General features: G+C 62.7%; 19 protein-coding genes. 18 read left to right on the top strand and 1 reads right to left on the bottom strand.

Going from position 1 to position 20,670, the window contains the following annotated elements; genetic code table 11:
• The first annotated feature begins 16 nt into the window (after positions 1–16).
• The 18 genes from DBO33_RS00350 (at position 17) to DBO33_RS00280 (ending at position 18,744) form a co-directional block, all read left to right on the top strand.
• The gene (locus DBO33_RS00350) at positions 17–1,051 is read left to right on the top strand and encodes a hypothetical protein (protein WP_107653258.1); all 1,035 of its coding nucleotides are present in this window, start codon (positions 17–19) and stop codon (positions 1,049–1,051) included.
• Between the two features lie 6 nt (positions 1,052–1,057).
• A complete protein-coding gene (locus tag DBO33_RS00345) occupies positions 1,058–2,131 on the top strand; it encodes a hypothetical protein (RefSeq protein WP_107653257.1) in 1,074 nt (357 codons plus the stop codon).
• Positions 2,128–3,183: a hypothetical protein gene (locus DBO33_RS00340; RefSeq protein WP_107653256.1), complete on the top strand. Its 1,056-nt coding sequence runs from the start codon at positions 2,128–2,130 to the stop codon at positions 3,181–3,183. Before DBO33_RS00345 ends, DBO33_RS00340 begins: the two co-directional genes overlap by 4 nt.
• A gap of 101 nt (positions 3,184–3,284) precedes the next feature.
• Positions 3,285–4,577: a hypothetical protein gene (locus DBO33_RS00335; RefSeq protein WP_107653255.1), complete on the top strand. Its 1,293-nt coding sequence runs from the start codon at positions 3,285–3,287 to the stop codon at positions 4,575–4,577.
• 277 nt (positions 4,578–4,854) lie between these two features.
• Positions 4,855–5,295, top strand: a complete 441-nt coding sequence (locus tag DBO33_RS00325; RefSeq protein WP_159080082.1) for a complement C1q domain-containing protein — start codon at positions 4,855–4,857, stop codon at positions 5,293–5,295.
• Positions 5,296–5,368: 73 nt separating this feature from the next.
• Positions 5,369–5,764 (top strand): hypothetical protein, encoded by a 396-nt coding sequence (locus DBO33_RS00320; RefSeq protein WP_107653253.1) that lies wholly within the window; start codon positions 5,369–5,371, stop codon positions 5,762–5,764.
• A gap of 50 nt (positions 5,765–5,814) precedes the next feature.
• The gene (locus DBO33_RS00315; RefSeq protein ID WP_107653252.1) at positions 5,815–6,588 is read left to right on the top strand and encodes a peptidoglycan recognition protein family protein; all 774 of its coding nucleotides are present in this window, start codon (positions 5,815–5,817) and stop codon (positions 6,586–6,588) included.
• Entirely contained in the window at positions 6,588–6,791 is a 204-nt protein-coding gene (locus DBO33_RS00310) for a hypothetical protein (RefSeq protein WP_107653251.1), read from the top strand. Before DBO33_RS00315 ends, DBO33_RS00310 begins: the two co-directional genes overlap by 1 nt.
• Positions 6,792–7,091, top strand: coding sequence for a hypothetical protein (locus DBO33_RS00305; RefSeq protein ID WP_107653250.1), 300 nt, complete (start codon positions 6,792–6,794; stop codon positions 7,089–7,091). It abuts the gene before it with no gap.
• A gap of 41 nt (positions 7,092–7,132) precedes the next feature.
• Positions 7,133–7,441 carry a hypothetical protein gene (locus DBO33_RS00300; RefSeq protein ID WP_159080081.1) on the top strand — a complete coding sequence of 103 codons (309 nt, stop codon included), beginning with the start codon at positions 7,133–7,135 and terminating at the stop codon, positions 7,439–7,441.
• A 192-nt stretch (positions 7,442–7,633) separates the two neighbouring features.
• The gene (locus DBO33_RS00295; RefSeq protein ID WP_107653248.1) at positions 7,634–10,660 is read left to right on the top strand and encodes a hypothetical protein; all 3,027 of its coding nucleotides are present in this window, start codon (positions 7,634–7,636) and stop codon (positions 10,658–10,660) included.
• Between the two features lie 14 nt (positions 10,661–10,674).
• Positions 10,675–11,109, top strand: coding sequence for a hypothetical protein (locus DBO33_RS42520; protein WP_159080080.1), 435 nt, complete (start codon positions 10,675–10,677; stop codon positions 11,107–11,109).
• Positions 11,110–12,338: 1,229 nt separating this feature from the next.
• Positions 12,339–15,314: a hypothetical protein gene (locus DBO33_RS00290; protein ID WP_107653247.1), complete on the top strand. Its 2,976-nt coding sequence runs from the start codon at positions 12,339–12,341 to the stop codon at positions 15,312–15,314.
• Positions 15,311–16,057, top strand: a complete 747-nt coding sequence (locus DBO33_RS42515; protein WP_159080079.1) for a hypothetical protein — start codon at positions 15,311–15,313, stop codon at positions 16,055–16,057. Before DBO33_RS00290 ends, DBO33_RS42515 begins: the two co-directional genes overlap by 4 nt.
• A 162-nt stretch (positions 16,058–16,219) precedes the next feature.
• A complete protein-coding gene (locus tag DBO33_RS00285) occupies positions 16,220–16,471 on the top strand; it encodes an NHL repeat-containing protein (RefSeq protein WP_107653246.1) in 252 nt (83 codons plus the stop codon).
• Positions 16,468–16,599 carry a hypothetical protein gene (locus DBO33_RS44380; RefSeq protein ID WP_267897871.1) on the top strand — a complete coding sequence of 44 codons (132 nt, stop codon included), beginning with the start codon at positions 16,468–16,470 and terminating at the stop codon, positions 16,597–16,599. The genes DBO33_RS00285 and DBO33_RS44380 overlap by 4 nt, the downstream gene beginning before the upstream one ends.
• A gap of 569 nt (positions 16,600–17,168) precedes the next feature.
• Entirely contained in the window at positions 17,169–17,300 is a 132-nt protein-coding gene (locus DBO33_RS44375) for a hypothetical protein (protein ID WP_267897870.1), read from the top strand.
• A gap of 298 nt (positions 17,301–17,598) precedes the next feature.
• Positions 17,599–18,744 (top strand): GGDEF domain-containing protein, encoded by a 1,146-nt coding sequence (locus tag DBO33_RS00280; RefSeq protein ID WP_107653245.1) that lies wholly within the window; start codon positions 17,599–17,601, stop codon positions 18,742–18,744.
• A gap of 51 nt (positions 18,745–18,795) precedes the next feature.
• On the opposite strand, the gene DBO33_RS00275 is transcribed toward DBO33_RS00280, so the two are convergent.
• Positions 18,796–20,631: an acyl-CoA dehydrogenase gene (locus tag DBO33_RS00275; protein WP_107653244.1), complete on the bottom strand. Its 1,836-nt coding sequence runs from the start codon at positions 20,629–20,631 to the stop codon at positions 18,796–18,798.
• Positions 20,632–20,670: the final 39 nt, after the last annotated feature.

Here is a 20,670-nt window from a genome sequence, read left to right as displayed (position 1 = left end):
TCGAAGAGGAGAAACCATGGCGGACATCACTTTTCCCGCCCATATCACCATCAAGCGGGTGCCCGACGTCGATGGGTTGCCCGTGCTGACCGCGCAGACGACCGTCTCCGCGGGATCCGCGAACCTGGACCTACCGCCGGGCCCACCCGGTGAGCAGGGCAAGCGGGGTCGGCCACGCACCACTTTCCGAAAGATGGGTGAGATCGCCAATGCGGCGGCCCGGCCGACCGGGCTCGGAGCGGAGGATCGTGGCAGCTGGTGGCATCGGCTCGACGACAACGGTATGGATGTCTGGACCGGTACCGAGTGGCGGCATTCCCCGGACGCGGTCGGACCTCGGGGTCCGGTTGCCGCGCCGACCACCGTCACCGTCACGAAGACCGAACGCGGGGAGAACTACACCGTGCCCGCCGTGGAGTTCAGCGGGACGGGCGCGGACCAGCAGTTGAAGGTGACCGTCCCGGCCGGTCCGCGCGGTCCGAAGGGTCCGCCCGGTGCGTCCGGGCAGATCACCGAGTCCCCGGACTACGACAAGGTGCGTACCCCGGGTGTCGGCAGTGTGTTCGCCTACGACAAGTCCAGCCGGAAGTTCCGATCGTCGGCCACGCCGCTGGGGCTGGGGCCCTGGTCGTGGTACCAGGAAGATTTCGGGGTCGAACGGCAAGAGAACGCCGGTCGGATCGAGGCCGGTACGTTCACCATCGCGCCACTGCCCTTCCGATGGCGTCCCGTCGTATACGGGCATATCTACAGTCGCGGCGATGCCGGGGTGAGCGCGGAAGCCACTGTGCGGCTGCATCATTCGCAGGGCGAGATCGTGGCTACCTCTATCGCGTGCTCCGGCGCCTGGGTGTATATGCCGGTTGTTCCGTGCTATCGCGACGGCACCACATCGAAAGTACTGTCGCCGACGTCGGATTTCGCCACAGTCCCCGCCGGAGCACCCGCGAATCTGATTGTCGCGGTCGAGCGGGTCGGCGACGGCAACGGCAATATCGGATTCTCGCCATCCCGGGCATCGATCGTCGTTTTCGCAGAACCAATCGAGTGAGGTGAAATGTCTACGGTAAGAGAGTATTTCGCGTCGACCGAGGTCCGCGGCATCGACGAGGGTGTCGGTGCGCCCGGTGTCGTGCAGTCCATGCACGGTACGCCGCGCGACGGCTCCCTGGAGTTGATGACCGGCACTACTGGAGGCCGCGGCAAGCCGGGCGAGGCCGCCAGGCCGTTCCGCTGGGAAGGTGACATCGCGGATCAGTCCGCGCTCTCGGCGCTCACCCCCAAGCTGACGATGGCACATGCGGGCAAAGCATGGCGGATCTTGTCCACCGGCGCCCTGGTGTACTGGAACGGTGCCGGATTCGACGAGTTCACCGCGGCCTTCGGTGCCGCGGGTCCCGACGGGCAGCCGTGCACGATCACCATCGGCGCGGTCGACACCGGACCCGTCGGGTCCGATCTCCAGGCGTCGGTGACCGGCACCGCACCCAATCTGACACTGAACCTGACGGTTCCGCGCGGCGGCAAGGGCCGCAAAGGTGAAGCCGGTGGTCCAGGGCCGATCCGGAACGCACCGGACTACGCCGACGGTCCGCACATCGATCGCGCAGTGCCGACATGGGACCCGGCGGCCGGGAAGTGGAAGCCGCGGCCGTACCCCGGCCTGCGTGGACCATGGACCATGCTCGAGGGACGTTCCTGGGATAACGGTCCCGGCTTCGTCGCCTCGCAGACGGGGATCACCGCCGCTACGAAAAACATTGCGCAGTTGAATATTCCGGCACAGGACACCGACTGGCGGCCGATCATCACCGGTGGCGTCGTCGTACGCCCCGATGAGAATTGGAATGAATTCGCTACCCGCATCGATGCCGAGGTGCGCATCGGCTCGGTGACCGGCCAGCTCGTCGCGCTCGGCGTCGGCTTCGTGACCGGCGCAAGCACCCTCGCCCGATTCCAGCCGCACTATGCGGTGCGCACCATGACCCCGGACAGCACCATCGGTGTCGTGCCCGCCGGTCAGCCGGTGACGCTGCATGTGCTGCTGCGCCGTTCGGGCACTGCCAACTACGACTATTCCATGGAGTGCGCGTCGATCGTGTGCTTCGCCCGACCCGTGGGGGCGCTGTGACCACCGACAACGCTGTGAACAGCGAACCGACCGTCGTCTACGAGGACGACATCATGATCACCATGCGTGGCGTCGCCGACTCGATCGGGCTGCCTTACACGGTGAACCCGTTCGAGCTGGTCGATCGTGAAGCTCTGATCGAACTCCGCGAAGGTAACCAGGGTGCGGTCGGGCCGGAAGGCGACGCGGCGTGGCCGTGGTCGTGGCAAGGCGACGTCGCCGACGTGGCTGCCCTGAACCAACTGAAACTCACCACGGCGGACGCACGCAAAGCGTGGCGAGTCGTCGCGGAGAACAGCATCTACTACTGGACCGGGATGGGGTTCATCGCTTTCGGCAAGGCCTTCCGCACGGTCGGTAGCCGGGGTGCGTCGAATCAGCTGACCGGAATCGCCGTCGCTGGACCCACCGGATCGGCTGCGGCCGCCAGGGTCACGGGTACCTCGCCGGCCCAGCAGGTGGAGATCACCTTCCCGCGCGGCGAGACCGGTGACGTCGGTGATCCGGGCGCGAAAGGGCGGATCCAGGATGCTTCCGATGTCCTGATCGACAGCGAACGTTCGCTCGGTCAAGACCACGTGCTCGCCTGGGATGCCGCCACCCAGAAGTTCCGGCCCATCCCCAGCCCGCGGCCGAGTGGGCCGTGGGTGATCGGGCAGAAGCAGTTCACCACCGCCAAGAACGTCACGGATAAGGTCAGGACGCTGGCCGCCATCACGATTCCGGCGCAGCCGACGGCATGGCGCCCACTCGTCGAGGGCGGCGTGCAGGTGCAGACGGAACAACCGACGCGCTGCGATATCGAAGTGCGCATCGGCAGTCCCACCGGTGAGCGCGTCGGATACGGCTGGAGCCACCGGGTCTCGCGCATCGCGTATGTGCTTGTCTCGCCGGGCTTTCAGTACCCGACAAAGCCTGGTGCGACCTACGGCATAGTTCCCGCGAACCAGACGATCACCCTGTACGTCGTGGCGCAGCGAATGGAGGGTACGGGGGGCTACAACATCGACTCCAACTACTCGCATATCCACGTTCGCGCGCTGCCTGTGTAGCCGGGACCGCTGCTCTATACCGGCTGACCAAACGGCCGCACTCATTTTCCGTATTCCGGTATGCCGTTTCCGGCTGCCTGCTGTCCGAAAGGCATTGATCCATGGCCGATCTGCCCCCGTTGAAGTACGGCAAAGTCGTCGGGCGTTTCCTCGCGAACGTCCTCGACGACGGCGACGTCGGTGACACCCCCGAATTCGAGCCGCTGACCGGCTCGCTCACCTTCACCGCCGACGCGCCGAAAGTGCTTGTCCCCGGTGCACAGTCGGGCCCGGCGACCTATGTCCAGCTGCCGAGCCACTACGAATGTCAGTTGGACGAATGGGGTTTCATCACCTGGCGCGGTCGACGTGGCGTGCGACTCGTCGCGCCGAGTACGGCGACGAATCCCTCGCAGTGGACCTGGCGGGTGTCGTTCGACCTGTCCTATGACGGTGAACGGGTTCCGATGGAGTCCTTCAGTTTCACTGTGCCCGAATATGTTCCGGGCGCCGACCCGGAGAAGCCGGATGTCGGTTCGACCGGCCTGGTCGATCTGACGCTGGTCTCGCCGGTGCCTGCCTCGGCCGGTAACGCCGTTGTCATGGGGCCGCGTGGCGAGGGCATCAAGATCGACGGGCAGGTCGGCACCTACGCCCAGCTGCCCGCCGCCCCCGGCGACGGCGCGCAGTATGTGGTCAAGGCGGATGGGCTGCTGTACGTCTATCACGCGGCGCGCGGCGGCTGGTTGCCGAACGGGCAGGGCGTGGTGATCCGTGGTCAGGCGGGCACCACCGACTGGGCGGGTATCACCGGCAAGCCCGCGACGTTCCCGCCTGCCATCGGCGATACCGCGACCACCGCGGTCGCCGGTGACGACGCACGTCTGACGAATCCGCGCACCCCGACCGCGCACAACCATCCGGCGAACCAGATCTCCGACTCGACCGCGCTGGGCCGGTCGGTGCTCACCGCAGCCACCGCGGCGGCCGCTCGCACAGCGATCGATACGATCGCGAGCACCGACCCGCGGCTGACCGACGCCCGCACGCCGACGCCGGTCGGGCAGATCTATGACATCGCGTTCAAGTCGCACAGCGGAACTCGCGCCGCAGGCCCGGGCAATGTGATGCCGGAGGGTCTGCGGATCGAACGGAAGATCTTGGTCAGCTCGGTGACCTATCGCGGCGAAACCGCGGGCACCGGAAACCTTGTCGTCGAACTGAAGGTGAACGGCACCACGGCCGTGACGGGTTCGTCGGCGACCATCCTTCCGGCGAATCAGGCTGGGGATACCACGGTTCCGCTGACCTGGACCTTCAACCCGGGGGATCGGGTCACCGTCTCGATCACCACGTTGGATGCCGGTGCGGGTAAGGGTTTGCAGGCCAGCATCAAGGGAGTGACGGTCGCATGACGATGTATGTCGGCTGGCCGAGGTCTGCTACTCCGCCGGCTAATGAACGGCCTGTTTCGCCAGGTTCGGGCACTGGACCGCCTGTTGAGCCGCCTGTTGAGCCGCCTGTTGAGCCGCCGGTGGAGCCGCCTGTCGAGCCGCCCGTTGAACCGCCGGTGGAGCCGCCCACGGAACAGCCCGCCGAGCCGCCCATGGAGCAGCCGGAGGGTTCCGCCGGAACAAGCCCTGCCGCAGTCGAGAGTGCCACGGACGCAACGTCTTCGGCTGGGGCGTAGCGGTGCCGTTCATCGTTGCAGCCGGTATGGCCGAAGCCGCGGTGCCGATGGGCATGAACAAGAACGGCAATCAGTCCGTCCCCGCCGACACCCCGAAGGTCAAGCTGACGGGTTGGGTCGTCCGCAGTGGCTTCGGGGAGACCGTCATCAGCGCGAACGACGAACTGGTTTCCAGCGGCCCTGGCACGGTGACTGTGTATTGCGGGCTGGAGGTGTCCGGCAACCTAGGTGTCAGCGAGAAGCGAACCTTCGAGGTCATGCACAACGACATCCCGGTCCAAACGTTCGCCACCGCCGCCGCGTCGGTGGCCATTCCGGCCAAGACGTTGACCCTGGCGCGTGGAGACCGGGTGTGGCTGCGAATGACCGGTTCGACGTTCCTCAATTGGAACACCACAGTCGCGGGCGGCGTGAACAGCTACCTCTACTTCAATCCGGTCTAATCGCTCATTGCTTTCGGAGGATCTGATGCCATTCGTCGTCGTCGCTGGAATTCCAGCCTTTCTGCCGGTCCGTATGACGAAAACCGGCACCCAGCCGATGCCCGAGGCATGGGGCCTTATCAAGAACTGGACGGCCGACACCGGTGGATTTCCCGGCTCCGTCGTCGTCAACGACGGCCTGCGGGCTGTCGGCAACAAGAATGCCGCCGCGGTGACCGCCTCGATCCCGTTTACCGGCGCGACCACCGGGTTCGGCGGTCCCACCCAGCTACAGGCTCGGCTGCGCGTCAATTCGACGATCGTCGCGACCATCGATCCCCCGGTCGAAGGCCCGTCGGGCACCTTGACGGTCAACGCAACCGTCGACATCGTCGCGGGTGATCTGGTGACCGTGGAGGCCTTGGCGGTGCCTGCTTCGGGCGGGGCGGCGGGCACCGTATCCGCGGGCGGATACGTGCGGATCCTCTGATGCGCACGTAATACCGCGCGGCGCAGTATTTTTCAGAAAGTAGGACAACTATGTCTTGGACCGGTGATCCGGTATGGCTCGCGGACGTGCTCCGCGAGGAGGGTCTGCGGGTCGTCGAATTCCCCGGGTGGCGGGAACGCGGCCACGGGGATTTCGGTGACATCTGGGGCATAGTTGCCCACCACACCGGCAGCTCGCATTCGCCGCCGACCGAAATCGCCTACGGCATACCTTCTTTGGCAGGACCGCTGTCGCAGCTGCATCTGGCGCAGGACGGCACGGTGACCGTGGTCGCGGCCGGTGTCGCCTGGCATGCCGGCGCGGGTTCCTGGCCCGGCCTGCCGGAGGACAACGCCAATTTCCGCACCATCGGCATCGAGGCCGTCAACAACGGCACCGAGGGCTGGTCGGACGCGCAGTACGACGCCTACGTCGGCTGCTGTGCGGCGATCCTGCGCAAGCTCGGCCACGGCGCCGATCGCGTGATCGCCCACAAAGAGTGGGCCGGACCCAAGCAAGGCAAATGGGATCCCGGCTGCATGGACATGGACCAATTCCGCGCCGACATCGCGGACCGACTGAAAGGCAGTGCACTGATGGCACTTTCGGACTCCGAGCAGCGTGAACTGCTCGACAAGCTGCGTCGGGTGCACTTCGAGCTCACCTACGGCTTCCAATCCCGGGTCGCCGACTCGGAATACCGCGACACCGTCGCGGGCTACGTACTCAACTCCGACGCCGCGGACTACCGCAACGAACAGCGCCTCAAGGCGCTCGAACTCAAGCTCGACCGGTTGCTCGCCGCGTCGGAAGGACGGATCTGATGAACCGGATTCCCGAACCCGCGCTCATCCGTTCGGTACTCGTCGCCGTCACCGGAGTTATCGCCTTCATAGTCGGCCACCAGATCGATACCGCGTGGATCGAAGCGGTGCTGGCCGTCTACGGCCTGCTCACCCCCGTGCTCGCCGGCCTGCTCATTCGACCGGCGGTGACCCCGGTCGACCGGCAGGAAGGCAGGCTATGAATGGCCCAGCACTGGCTGAATCCCGAACTGGTGCAAGCCTTCGGCATCGCCGTCGCCACCGTCATCGGTGCGATCACCGCCTGGCAGGCGCGTGAGGTAGGCAAACTCCGCACCCGCGTCGAGATCCTGGAAACCCAAGCGGCAGACGACAAAAAACGCTTCCGCGAAGCCATCCGCCTGATCCGCGCCCTCCAGCAACACATCGACGAACTACGCGGCTTCCTCCGCCTGCACGTCCCCGGCCAAGAACCACCCAAGGCCCGCTACAAAATCCCCTCCTCGCTCCAAGAGGAAATCTGAAGCAGGACAACCCTGCTCACCAGCACAGAAAGCAAAGCACCATGCCCGATACCTTCATGGTCGTAGAAATGCAGCCCACCCTTTACGGTGACACTATCCATATCGCTGGATTCAAGCGAGTGGAGGAAGTCGACACCGACGAGCATTCCAACACGGTGCGCCTGGTCATCCGCTACGACAACAAGAGCGTCGAAGTACACCGCATCCGCGTCGGCATCGGCGGCGAAGAGTTCAACGGTGCATGGGAACTCGGTGTGAAGCGCATGCGCGACGGTTACCAGATCCTGTACTACGAGCACCAGGTTTACCGCAACGGGACATGGATGTACGTCGACGCACCGGTCTCGTAGGCGGAGGTCGCAGCAGCCGCCATGGGGACGTAGGTCTTTCCGCGAAAGCTCGAATCGTCATCTGAACCAACATTGAATACCAAGCGGCCCGGAAAGCTCCGGGCCGCTTTGTCGTCTTGCCGTCGAGTTCGAGGGGTCAAACCGCGGCATCTTTTCTCTCTTCTCGAATTCTGACTGCGATTGAGGTCTGTTATGGCGAGTAATTCGGTGCGGCCGAAGCAGAACGAAGTGCCGCCATGGGCGTCGACCCGTACCTCGCACTTGGCCTCGTTGTCGGCGGGCGGTGTGGCGGTTGATGATTCCGCACGCGCGGGTACCGGCGAGGGCCGTGTCCACAACTTCCATGGCATGACCGCGACCTCTTCAGGCCAACAGTTGGCACGAATCTTCGCGGGCAAGGAGCTGGTCGAGTCAGCCCGGCCGAACGCGAATTCCATGGCTGCGGTGGCCGATTCGGCTCCGTTCCAGGCCGCAGACGCGCAACCGGCAGCCTCGGCACCGTCCAATGGGCCAGTTGTCATAACCGGGGCCAAGCCCATCGGTTTCGACAAGGGCCTGGGATCGCCTGGTCCAACCACCAAAGAAGAGTCGGACAGGCTACAGGCCGAGATCGACGCGAACGACCGGCGGATCCGCGAGAACAACCAGCAGAAGGACGCACCTCCGCCCGCACCAGCGGCCATCGCACCGCCCGCGACAACGGTTGCACCGCCGACGGCGCCGACCAGTGACAAGCCGGTCGAAAACAAGACGCCACCGGGTCCCTTGCCGGGACAACCCATCGCTCCTCCAGCCCCGCCCGCTACGCCTCCGGTCGAGGGTGTCCCGCAGGTAACCCCTATGGGCAACGGCGGTACCCAGACCAGCACCATCGTCGCTGGTACAGGCGGCCAGACGATCGACACCGAAGTTCGCGACGCCGACGGCAAAGTCATCACCTCACATCGGGCAGTGGCCAACGATCAGGGTGGTGTGACCGTGTGGACCGCCCACGCCGACGGCCGCCATTCGGTCACCTACGTGGCGGGCGCGGGTCAGCCGAACGCGGGCGCGACCGAGACTTACACCGTCCCCGCAGGCGGCGACATGGTCAACGGTGCCAACGAATACATCCAGGGCGATGGCAAGGGCAACTGGGCAAAAGAGTCAGCGGACTCGAACGGGGACATTGCGAGGTCGATACTCGAAAAGCAGCCCGATGGTGTCAGCTATCTGGAAACCAAACTTCTACCCGATGGCAGCAGGGTAACCCTCGAAAGCCGCCCTGGCAGTAAAGAGTTTGCTACACCATGGGTTGTCGGCCAGATGGGTGGCGACGGCCTCGGCTGGCGGACCGATCAGCAAGGCAATCGCTGGGAGATCGCACCTGACGGCCCCAATACTGCCGAAAGCATGGTGGATGCGGCTGGCAACGCCGTCGCGAGGCGCAAGTTCGCACCGAACGGTGAATTGCTGTGGTCGTGGTCACGTAACGGTCAGATCGTTCTGGGTTCGACCCGCGGCCCCGACGGCAAGATGATCGACACCATCCAAGACCTCGAGAACAACACGCGAGGCCGAATCGAAAACCACGACAACGGTTTCCGGATTGTCTACGACGGTGGTGAGACGGTCGAGTTCGACAAGAATGGGAATGAGATCGACACCCGCAGTGTCCTCGACAAGACTCTCGACTTCGCCAACGCCTACCGAAAGGGCGTCTACGGCGCCGCAGGCGGGTTACTTGAAGGCATTGGTGCGCTGACCGGCGCCAACGACAACATCAACGACATCGGCAAGTTCTTCGGTAAAGAACCGAACCTGACGACAAAGGTGGAAGCCTTTACCGGCTTGGGCCAAAGCCTCGCCACGGTGTTCACAAGCAACGCCCAAGCGAGGGTCAAGGACTTCGGGACTATCTACGGCTTCGCGGCGGGCAAGCAAGGGCTTGGCACGACCTTCGGCGAAATCTGGGACAACAACAAGTCCGCGCTGAACGAAACCTCCAAACTTCTTATCGGTACCGACTGGACCACCTTCTCCGACGATCCCGGGGGCACTCTTGGCCGAGCAGTCTTCGGCACCGTCACCCTGTTCTCCCCCATCAAGGGCGGCGGTGCGGCTGCCGCAGGCGGGGAGACCGCGGCAGCCGCTGCCCAGGTCGGCAAGATCGCCACTGGCACCGCACATCTGGGAGATGCAGCTGCCATCGGGGCCGCGGCGAAGGCGGCTGACAAGCTGGCGGGCAAGCCGAACACACTCGGTGTGCCGAGGGGACCAAAGGTAGACGTCCCTGCGCGTAAAGACGCAAGCCCCGTCCGAAACCCAAGCCGTGAGCAGGGCAATGCTGCACCCAATCGGGGCGGCATTACGCACCAAGATTCACCAACACCCCGCCCCGTCGACCGGACACCTTCACGCGGCGGTACCGGAAACCAGCCGCACGGTGCGCCGGCTGCGCAACCTCGCAGCACGCAACCGAGGCAACGACCACGGGATGCCGCGTCGACTACCACTGAGCCCCGGCCCCGGCGTGGAACCGACAAAACGCCTTCGAAGATCGCTGCATTCCTCGAGGCGGAGCTCCAGGTCTACCGAGATTTCGCCCACACGATCCGTTCGTTGATCGATGGTCCGAGAGCTGTGCCCGCAGGCGTACCCAGTGGCTTCTTCGATAATTTTGGCGGGAGCATCAATTCGGGTGCAACAAGGTTTGATTCCGCTGCAACACCGTCACCGAACGGTCCATGGCGGCCTCAAAAACTACTACCCGCTCTGATGCCGGGGAAAGCTGCGAAGTCGATCAAGCAGGTCCGCAACTTGAAGGACAAGAGTAGGCGTTGGCAGGAAGCAGAAGTAAATTCGCGTGAACGGTACGGAGCGGGGCCTGAACGTCCGTATAACGTGCCAGAGAACACCGATCCGCACTTTCCGATCGATAAGGACACGGTCAGGAAGGTGGACGTCCCGGTCGATCTCGGTAACGGTCGCATTATCGCTATCGAAGTAAAAATGTACCAACGGTATCGAAGAGTCGAGGTAAAACCCGGCAAGTGGGTCACCAAGGAGCTCGAAGTGCCATTGAGCCCCCATATCAAGCATCAGATCGCTAAAGACTACGCACTACGCAAGGCCGATCCAGGCTATGATCCGATGTGGGAGTTCCTTGGGGCGGGTCCAAGTCCTGATCTGGTCGCCGAGCTAGCCCGCGCTAATATCAGATACGTATGGCACATGTAGGAATGAGGGACGCAATGGATTCGAACTCTTCTCGAATTGCCGAGTGGGAGAGGCAACGTCGAGAGGCATTGGCAGGGTTGGTTGATGCGCTGGACGCCGGCCATCTCGACCTGGATGCCGATCCATTGTCCTTTCTAGCCATCTTTGATGATTTCGTCGCTTCCCAAGAATATGATTCCATGGACGACGACGACTGGCGGTGGTTGCACACAATGCTTGCAGCTTACGTCGCGCAAGTATTGATCGTAGAGCATGGTGCTGCATGGGATCTTATTTCGGATGATCAGGGAGCAAATTATATCTTGACCCTGCGCGGTCGTGATGGACTCGAACGTTCGGTATCGCCGATGGATATTGTTTACGACGACCTCAAACGCTGGACGCCTCCCGAAGTACCGCGAATCTTGGCCGCCGCTGAGAGTGCTATTGGTATCGGTATAGGGCGATGACATTCTGTGGCATGCCATAGAGTAGCCAGCTCGTTGCATGAAGCCGCTCGTCCAAGCTGAGAATATTACTCAGTATGCCGGTCCTGCCGGCTGACCCTTCCTTGGTGGGGTACCTGTGAAAAGACAGGTCGCCGAGACTCGTCTAATTCGTGATTGTCGATCAGGAGCTTGCCCAGAGGGTTCCGTGCCGAGTCGGTCCAAGGTGTCAGCGATGCGGAAATAGATGCGATGGCTGCAGCTCAGGTGGGTTGGCACGGTGCCGGTGGCTTTGCGTGACGTACTGCGAATACCGCACTGATGGTGATCGGTGCTGTTCCGGCCGACCTGTACTCGATGTTGTTCGGGTTCGACATCGATGGTGGTAGGGCGGTTCTACTCAGTGTCGAGTCAGGTGCTTTGGAGCTTGCTAATTCGAGCTTCAATGCGCTGTCGAAGTGTCTTTACCATTTTGCCTGTTCATCGACGAGGGCTCGGGCATCAAAGGGCGTACGGCCAGAGCAGCATATCTTCAGAAAATGCTCGCCGCTATCGATCCCGCCGCGTTCGCTAGTTTTGAGTCCTGGTGATCTGTGGCTCTCTTGAAGTCGGGAGCGGTTCCGCAATAGTGTTGCGTGGCTATCGGATTCGTCGCTGGTCACGGGCTGGTTCTGTGCCCGGGTGATGTCGATTCTACCGATCTGGACCTCTTAGTGCGCCCCGGCATCGCCGGGAAAAATGCTGCAGTTTCGGATGCTGCTGACAGGTGCTGCACCGCCACATCCCGGCGAAGACGGTGCAAAGACGTTATCCCGCGTGTGATCCGGTCTTCATCCTGCCGTCGTGGGGGCAATACCTCGGTCAGTAGTCGAGGGGATGTCGGAGCAGGCGGAGGTTCGGCTACGCGTGGACCGCCGACAGGCTGAGCGCTGCCGCATGTCTGAACGGTGTATGGCGCGTGCCGATCCGGATCCGGTACTACGAGCACCAGGTTTACCGCAACGGCACCTGGATGTACGTCGACGCTCCGGTCTCGTAGGCGGAGGTCGCAGCAGCCGTCACGGGGCGTAAGTCCCTCTGCGGAAGCTCGAATCGTCGTCTGAACCAGCATTGAATACCAAGCTGCCCGGAAAGCTCCGGGCCGCTTTGTCGTCTTGCCGTCGAGTTCGAGGGTCAAACCGCGGCATCTTTTCTCTCTTCTCGAATTCTGACTGCGATTGAGGTCTGTTATGGCGAGTAACTCGGCTTGGCCGATGCGAACCGAGGTGGCGCCCTGGGTGTCGGCGCGCACCGCGCATCTGTCCTCGTTGTCGGCGGGTGGTGTGGCGGTTGACGATTCCGCACGCGCGGGTACCGGCGCGGGTCGTATCCATAACTTCCACGGCATGACCGCGGCCTCTTCAAGTCAGCAGCTGGCACGAATCTTCGCGGGCAAGGAGCTGATCGAGTCGGCTCGGCCCACGGCGAATTCAGCTGCTGCGGTGATCGATTCGGCGCCGTTCCCGGCTGTCGATACACCTTTCGGAGCGCCAGTGATCAAGCCGGTCAGCTACCAGACCGGCCTGGGCGACAGTCCGAAGACGCCGGCGGAGCAGGAGGCGGCCAACCGCGCCAGGCTCGAGGAGCAGCAGAAGAATCCGCCAGTCCCCGGAGCCAACCAGCAGGTGCAGGCACCTGCCACTCAGCCAGCGAACAACCCGCCACCCCAACAGAATCCGCAGCCAGCGCAAAACCAACAGCCGCAACAGAACCCGCAGCAGGCGCCGGCGACCACAAACCCTGGCACCGACAAACCGGTCGACGACAAAGCTCCTCCGGTGCCGCCTACCGCGCCTCCTGTTGAGGGCGTTCCGTGGGACACGCCAACCGGCAACGGCGGGTTGGCGACGAGCGTGATCGTGCCGGGCACCGGCGGGCAAACGATCGACACCACGATTCGTAACGCCGACGGCACCATCACGCAGATGCGGTCCGTCTCCAATGGCCAGGGAGGCGTGACTACTTGGACGGCGAATGCTGACGGTTCGTATGCGGTCCGGTATCCCGACGGCACCAACGGTGCAGACCTCGGGAAGGCGAAGATCTACACCGTACCGGCAGGAGGCGATCCGGCGTCCCCGGCTCCGATGGAGGCCGATATAAGCGCGGACGGCAAGCGCGTCGAAACGCCGTCGTACGACGTGAACGGCAACAGGGTGGGCACCGACGTCGGTGTGCTGAACGAACAGGGCCTGTACAACAACTATCACCACGACAATTACGGAAATGTACTGATCACCCAAGCTGCCCCGAACGGGAAGGGCGGAGTCGACAGCACACTTGTCGGCGGAATCGACAGTGATGGAAGCAGGTGGCACCTAGACAAGACCGGAAAACGATGGTCGTTGACGGATGATGGTCAAGGCAATACGTACCTCAGCCGCACCGAGCAGGGAAAAGACGGTCTGCATTGGCTACACACCAATAAGGCAGGCCTGTTGATCGATGAATTCCGCGGTAAAGGTGAATGGTACGAAGACACCTATAATCTGAATGGCACACGGACGCGTCGGTACGCGGATAAATCCGAGACCATCTTCGACGCGAATGGCAAACCGATCGGTCATAACAACGCGCCGGACGACCGTATGGCGTGGGAGAAAGTCGCTGCGGGCGCCATAACCGGTGGTACGGCTTTGGGTGGGATGGCAATCGACGTCGTCGCCTATCCGTTCCGAAAGGTCACGGACGGTATGGCAGGCATGTCATCGATTCGGGTAACCCAGAACGGCGTGATGACGACATATCAGCCGCCTGATCGGGAAAAGCGACTGGCTGAGATCGGTGGAGCATTCGTACGCCCAGTAGTCGGCAGTGTTGAGTATCTGGCGGGAAACCTCACTGACTTCATGGCGACGACAAGCACCATCCGTGTCGGATCCGATGGTATCGGCTCCACCTACCAGCGCCCGGATCGCGAAAACGCGCTAATTGGCGATCTGATCGGAGTTACGCCGAAAGAAATCAAGGAAAATCCGTGGGAATCAGTCGGCCTTCTCAGTGTCAGCGCAGCCGTAGGAGTGGCAGGACTGCGATTTGGACGTGGACCTCGCTCACCTAAGCCTGAAGAGCCCACACGCATTGACCCTGCACTCGGCGGCGGTACCAATTCTCGTATGCCGAGCTGGATGTCTAATGCTGCGACGAGAAGTGCGACGATTTTGGACCGGGTGCCTCAGAGACTCGGCGACTGGTGGGCGCGGGCCGATACTCAGATCACCGAATTCATCCAAACGAAGATCGGCACTTTGGACTCTAATCCGGATGTCGCTTTTGCCGGAACATCGTGGCGGGGTTCAGCAGCTCGTGAAGGCGCAATCATGGGCGAAATATTCGCCGACATGGGCGCGAAGGTTAATACCATCGGAAGAGCTCTCACAGATCTGCACGGGCGGGCACTCGAGCTCGGCCGAGCCTTCGCGCAGAGCGTTCGCGGAGGTAGCGGCGGTTCCGGTCCTGGAGGCGGAACCGGTGGGGCTGGTGTACCGCCGCTCAACCGAGCGCAGCTCGCAAACGATATCTTTGACTCCTCGACCAGACCGCGCGTGCGAGATCTGGATGAGTGGTTGAAGTTCCATCAAGGGAAGACAGACGCGCAATTCCCGGAAGTATTGCACGAGCTGTACGAGGTGCAGCGGTTACTGGCAGAGAACCCTGGAATGCACGCTGTCACTTCGCTTGAACGTTTCGTTTTGAAACGGCCTGGTACCGACGAGGCATTGCCAGAGTTCGATGTCGGTTTGTTGTCGAGCAATAGTCCATCCGTCAGTCTGACCAGAGGCGGTCCCGTTCTTGACAGTCGAGTCGAAATTGCGGCACTAGCGAAGCCGGTAAAGACTGCGCAAGAGTTCACGGCGAAGATTCATCATGGTATCGATAAAGCGGTGGAAAGGGTACTTTGGCAAAAGCCGATGAGTGGCGAGCTGGGTGCGACGATTTATGCTAGGGTCTACACCGGCAGCAGCACGAAGGGGCAACTGAAAGAATGGCGTCCCGATGGCACATTCACGGCACGGAGACCTGATGGCACCTTGATCAAGGAGGAGAACCTTTTCGATGAACTCTTGGGTAACCTCCCTGCTATCAAGAACATCAATTACCTGGATCGAGTAACGATTGTGAACCCGGATACTCGTGCCGTCTTAGCCGAATATATCCGATCTGGTCAAGTATGGAGTCGTATCAGATGATTGGTCAAACCGCTGCGAGTGATATGCCGGAAATTTATGATTCCGGCCTGGTGATAGCGCTGGAGCGAGACTTGGACGATCTGGGGCACGAGGCCGATTTGAATTCCGTCGCGTTGTCGGCTTTATTTGGATTTCTATCTGAGTTCTGCCGACCGCTGGCTATCGACGTTTCCTTGACGTATTGGGACGACGAGCTCGATGTACCCTTGCGCTCCTCGGAATTAGCTGATGAGTATAGAATGCTGCAGTGCGCTACTCTTCCCCGGAATGTGACGATAAGCCCGTGGTGGGTCGGCCAGGTAGTCAGTTCTGTCGATGATCTGAATTTTGCGAATGTTTCAAAATTCATGCAGGAAGCGGTGCGGCCTAATATCGATGCAGCGACTGGTTCGAGAACTGTATGGGATGCGTTGTGGATCAGGGCCGCTATGGCGCAGTTGCCATCCGCATATGAGGTGGAAGGGGACGCCATAACTGTGCGTAATGGCAGGTCGGTATTCGACCATTCCGTCGAAATTGTCAATGGTAGGCAATGGGTTTGTGGTCCTCAGCAGGTGAATCGACCCAGTCCGATTGTATGCCAAATGACTCGCGATTCGGAGATGCTTACCTTGCAGGTGTCGATAAACTGGTCGATATGGGCCGAGGGGCAACCCGGCTTCGCTGATATCAAGAATGGTGTATCCACGCTAATCGATGATGGCTGGCGCTTGGATGAGGAGTTGTGGGAGAAACTCAAATAGTTTTGGGTGCTTGCGCGGATCTGATTTGCGCAGAGACTCGACGTAGGACCCTTGCGGGTAGTGAGTAGGTATGCCGAGGTTATCGTTCTCGCCCGTGAGGCAGAGAGCCTATAAGCATTCGGCAGCTGGAACAGTAGGATTGTCCGGGTCGATCCGAGTGGGGTGCAGGAGACCATCCTGCCGGGGAATCTCTCTTTCCCATTCGGCATCTATGTCGATGATGCGGGAACGATTACTGTCTCCAACAGTGAGGACAGGATGGGTGTCGTTCGGCGCGATGCTGCCGGCAACGAGACGACCCTGCCGTTCACCGACCTCGATCGGTCGATGGGGTTGGATATCGATGCTGCCGGCAATGCGTATGTGGTCCAGCAGGGGGAGTGCGCAACGCTACTCCGCGAGTCCTCAAGATGACGCCTGAGGGTGTGCAGTCGGTGGTGCCGTCCGGGCCGGGGGTGCTGCACACGCCGAGGGGCATAGCGGTTACCGACAAGGCGATCTGGGTAGCCGACTCGTACGGCCTCAAACAGTGGGACCTCTGACGCAGTCCTCAGCGGGTGCCCGGCACTATTCGGTGAATCTTCTCCTGGCGTTACATTAATTCCGCATGCAATGAATCACAACATAGCCCCTTGATTGCTGGATGACGCAAATGTGGTCAGTCGATGAATGCTCAATTAGTTCCGAGTATGCTACCGGTTTGCCATAGTTGCGGTAGGTCATCGCTGGAGCATTATGTCGAATTGCTATTTCGCCACAAAAGGCCCGGTAGCGGGTGTCTTTCGGGCATGCCCCGAATCCGGATGCCGGTGAAAATATGGGCGAGAACTGGCAATATGTCAGCTTACAGTTTGAAAGTTGCGCACCCATCGAATTGCAACCCACCCGCAACCACTGGCCGAAATCCGCGATGACTGAACAGTCGCTGACCCTCGAATTACCGTGATAGAACTGGCTCCGGTTGATACCAAAGGGTGTCGACCTGGATATTCGGTAAAGGAAGCAACTGAATGAAGAAAACGCGTGTATTCGGGATCGTGCTGGCCGCGGCTGCCGGCGTCCTCATTGCCGGGTCGGGTATGGCGACCGCCGACGCGGCACCGGGGCTGAAATGGAGCCGGGCACCGTGGAGCCGGTGGTGGCCCCGGGTGAGCCGGACCCGACCGGGACCGGCTCGAGCAAGGCCATCGCCGAGATCGTCAAGGCGCTGTCCAGCGGCTCGGGCAACAAGCCCGCCCCGTAATTCACCGAAGAGATACCGCCCCGCATGGTGCCGGGCGGGGACGGCGGGGCGTCCTGAATGTCACGAAGCGGCCCGGAGCGATCCGGGCCGCTTTGTCGTATCCGTAGCCAACTGATTGAGATAGCTGAGTGGTGACTGTGGCAGCGCGGCGGACCGAAAGCGCGGCTTTCCAGCCAGGATTTCCCCAGCTCAAAACGCTGTGCGCACCAACACAACGACCCCTATGGCGCGCCGGCAATACACTTGATCAGTTAGCTGGTGAGATTCGACGAGGAATCTCGCGCTCGGCGTATCTGCGATGGAACTGATCCTTCTGCGCTTGGTGGTGGCTGTGGCCAATGGTCGCGTGATGCTCGAGGCTTGGTGGCACGATCCGGCCGATTACAACTGGCTGGCGCGTGCCCTCGACTCGCACGCGGCGGTGCGCTGGACGAAGGTGGCCGTCGGTATGGGTGGCGCGGTGCTGGCCGGCATCGCCATCCTGGTGCTGTCGTCCGAGACCGGCCCGCCGAGCAGACTCGGCCAGGCGCTCGACTGGCTCGTTGTCGCGTTCGCGCTGTTCTGGGCCCTGCGCTGGTGGCTGCGGCCGTGGCCGAGCCGCACCGAGTCGCTGACCCTGTTCGCCGCCGCGGATCTTGCGATCACGGTGGCCTGTTGGCAGGAAGCGGACCGCGTGTACGGCGCGCTCGGCCTCGTTCTGCTGGTCGTTACCGGTGGCTATCTGGCGGTGATGCACAACGCCAAGGTGCTGGCGGTGCATGCGGCCTGGACGGTGGTGTCGGTGGTGGCGCTGACCACCCGGATGGTCGCGGTGGGCGGTGATCCGATGGTCGGCCTGGCGATCGTGCTGATCTCGGTGGCGGCGGGCGTTGTGCTGCTGCCCTCGATGCAGTTCTGCTACTGGGTGCTGCGCCAGGACGCGGTGACCGATCAATTGACCGCGCTGTTGAACCGTCGCGGGCTCGAATTGAATCTGTCCACGTTGCGGCAGTCCGGCCGGTCGGCGCCGGCCTGTGCGATCGCGATCGATCTGGACCGGTTCAAGGACATCAACGACCGCTTCGGGCACGCCATGGGCGACGTGGTGCTGAGCCGGACGGCCAAACGGCTGCGCCGCGCGGTCGGCTCCCGACTGCTGTTGGCACGGATGGGCGGTGAGGAGTTCGTGATCTTCGGGCCGCTCGACACGCTGACGGCGCGTTCGGTCGCGGAACTGGTGCGGCAAGCGGTCGCCGAATCGGACGAGGCGGTTGCGGCGGCCGGTCTGGATCCGGAATCGGTGGTGGTGACCGCGAGCGTCGGGGTGGCGGTTTTCGACGGGATCGGTGACGCGCCGACGCCTGCCTATCTGCTCGCGTGCGCCGACACCGCGATGTATCAAGCCAAACAGCTGGGCGGCAACCTGGTCGTCGTCGACGATCTGGTCGGTTCCAGCACAGCCTGACAACGAAAAACGGCCCGGAGCAATCCGGGCCGTTTTTCGTCGTTATCTAGATCAGAACGCTGCTTCGTCCAGCTCCATGATGTCGTTGTCCAGGTTCGACAGGATGGTGCGGACCGCGGTCAGCTCCGGCAGCATGTTGCGCGCGAAGAACTGCGCGACCGCGACCTTGCCCTGGTAGAACGACTCGTCGGCACCGGTGGCGCCGTTGTCGAGCGCCTTGATGGCGATCTCGGCCTGACGCAGCAGCTGCCAGCCGATGAGCAGGTCGCCGACGGCGAGCAGGAAGCGCACCGAACCGAGGCCGACCTTGTACAGCTCGGACGGGTTCTCCTGGGCGCCCATCAGGTGCCCGGTGAGCGTGGCGGCCATGGCCTGCACGTCCTCGAGCGCGGTGGCGAGCAGCTTGCGCTCACCCTTCAGGCGGCCGTTGCCCGCCTCCGACTCGATGAACTTCTGCACCTGGCCTGCCACGTGCGCCAGCGCGACGCCGCGGTCCCGCGCGATCTTGCGGAAGAAGAAGTCCTGCGCCTGGATCGCGGTGGTGCCCTCGTAGAGCGAGTCGATCTTCGCGTCGCGGATGTACTGCTCGATCGGGTAGTCCTGCAGGAAGCCGGAGCCACCCAGGGTCTGCAGCGATTCGGTCAGGTACTGGTAGGCCCGCTCGGAACCGACACCCTTGACGATCGGCAGCAGCAGGTCGTTGACCCGGTCCGCGAGATCGGCGTCGGCGCCGGAAACCTGCTGGGCGACATCGGGATCCTGGTGCGCGGCGGTGTAGAGGTAGATCGCGCGCAGGCCCTCGGCGTAGGCCTTCTGGCTGGCCAGCGAGCGCCGGACGTCGGGGTGATGGGTGATGGTCACGCGGGGCGCGGCCTTGTCGGTCATCTTGGTCAGGTCGGCACCCTGGACGCGCTCCTTGGCGTAGTCGAGGGCGTTGAGGTAACCGGTCGACAGAGTGGCGATGGCCTTGGTGCCCACCATCATCCGGGCGTTCTCGATGACGTCGAACATCTGCGCGATGCCGTTGTGCACCTCGCCGACGAGCCAGCCCTTGGCCGGAATGCCGTTGCCGCCGAAGGTGACCTCACAGGTGGCCGAGACCTTCAGGCCCATCTTGTGCTCGACACCGGTGACGAAGACGCCGTTGCGGTCGCCGAGTTCACCGGTCTCGTGGTCGAAGTGGAACTTCGGTACGAAGAACAGCGACAGACCCTTGGTGCCGGGGCCTGCGCCCTCGGGGCGGGCCAGCACCAGGTGCACGGTGTTCTCGAACATGTCGTCGGCGTCGGCGGAGGTGATGAAGCGCTTCACGCCTTCGATGTGCCAGGTGCCGTCTTCCTGCTTGATCGCCTTGGTGCGACCCGCGCCGACATCGGAGCCCGCGTCGGGCTCGGTGAGCACCATGGTGGCGCCCCAGTCGCGGTCGATCGCGATCTTGGCCCACTTCTTCTGCTCGTCGGTGCCGTTGTTGTGGAAGATGGTGTTGAAGCCGGGGCCTGCGGCGTACATGTACGCGGCGGGCTGTGCGCCGAGGATCAGCTCGCTGATGGCCCAGTGCACGGTGCGCGGGACGCCGAGTCCGCCGAGCTCCTCGGGGATGCCGAGCTTCTCCCAGCCGCCTTCCTGCAGCGCGCGGAAGGACTTCTTGAACGATTCGGGGATCGCGACGGTGTGCGTCTGCGGGTCGAAGACCGGCGGGTTGCGGTCAGCGTCGGCGAACGACTCCGCGAGCGGGCCCTCGGCCAGGCGACGCACCTCGTTGAGCATCTCCTTGACGGTGTCCGTGTCGAGGTCGCCGTAGGCGCCGCTGTCGAGGATCGAACCCAGTCCCAGGACCTCGAAGAGGTTGAACTCCAGGTCGCGGACGTTGCTCTTGTAGTGACCCATGTCAGTACTCACTCTCCGTTGAGTTGGTGCGGTCGGTTG

Origin of the sequence: Nocardia suismassiliense (assembly GCF_900269665.1) — a bacterium.
Classification (GTDB): Bacteria; Actinomycetota; Actinomycetes; order Mycobacteriales; family Mycobacteriaceae; genus Nocardia; species Nocardia suismassiliense.
This window is presented reverse-complemented; position numbering and strand designations above follow the sequence as displayed.